This is a genomic window from Photorhabdus stackebrandtii (assembly GCF_011189495.1).
Taxonomy (GTDB): Bacteria; Pseudomonadota; Gammaproteobacteria; order Enterobacterales; family Enterobacteriaceae; genus Photorhabdus; species Photorhabdus khanii.
Window position 1 is genome coordinate 1 of the sequence record NZ_PUJV01000133.1, and the last position, 981, is coordinate 981.

The following is a 981-nucleotide window of genomic DNA, read 5'->3' on the forward strand; positions in this document are numbered from 1 at the left end:
TAACCTCAGCTTCGTTTAAAAATAGCGATATCACAATCCCGTAAATTCAAGCTCGGTTTTTTAGGTTGGAATGTATAAGCAATTAGGCCAGCGACGATTTCCAATAAAAAACCGAGCTGACTGCGGTGTCTTGAATGCGCTATCTGAGAAATATTTTTAAGCTGATCCATGACCGTTTCTATCAAAAATCGCCTTCTTAACATCAGCTTATCCCAGAGAGATAATTCTTTTGCCTTCATGTTATGACGGACATGAGTGATTAACGTTATTCCTTCTGCTTCCAGTTCATCGCACAAAGCCTGCGACAAATACCCTTTATCGCCATATAAACATCCGGTTAACCCTTGTACCCGCGCTTTGACGGGATGGAGATCATCCTTATTTCCTGAGGTCAACTTCACTGCCAGAAGTTCACCACAATCATTGATAACCCGATGAAGTTTAAAGCCATAAAACCAGCCGGTACGGGTTTTCCCTCGCTGTGCGACGCCCTGAAATACGCGATGACGGGGAATACGGAGATTGTGGCAAACGGCAATTTTGGTTGAATCAATAAAAGCGATCCCCTGGGTTTGGGCCTTGCGTGACGAAAGAAAAGCACAGAGAGGAATGAGCGCCCTTTGCTTCAAGGTTAACATCCGGGTGTAGCTGACCAACTGGGGAAAATCGGCCTGAAGATAGTGTTTAACATGCTGAATATAAAACGTTTTAAAATCACGATAATGGCTCATGTGGAATAAAATGAGTATCGTCATGACTTCACTGAGAGAAAGGGAAGCTTCGCGGCGACGTTTGAGCAAACCATTTTCAATTAACTGTTGATGCCAGAGAGGAATAAATTGTTGGCAAAAGTCATCGACGCAGCAGTAAAGTTCTTCTAAATTAAACCTGCCTGAGGATCTCCACGATTTTGTTTTCTTTGACAAAAACTTTGATCGTGCCTCAGGCACTTAGTTCCCTTCTTAAGCAAACCTCAGGTTA

Annotated in this window: 1 protein-coding gene; it reads right to left on the reverse strand. The window is 43.0% G+C overall.

Features of this window, described 5'->3' with window-relative positions; translation table 11 throughout:
• Window positions 1–5: 5 nt before the first annotated feature.
• The gene (locus C5470_RS21970) at window positions 6–926 is read right to left on the reverse strand and encodes an IS982 family transposase (RefSeq protein ID WP_166291905.1); all 921 of its coding nucleotides are present in this window, start codon (window positions 924–926) and stop codon (window positions 6–8) included.
• Window positions 927–981 lie beyond the last annotated feature (55 nt).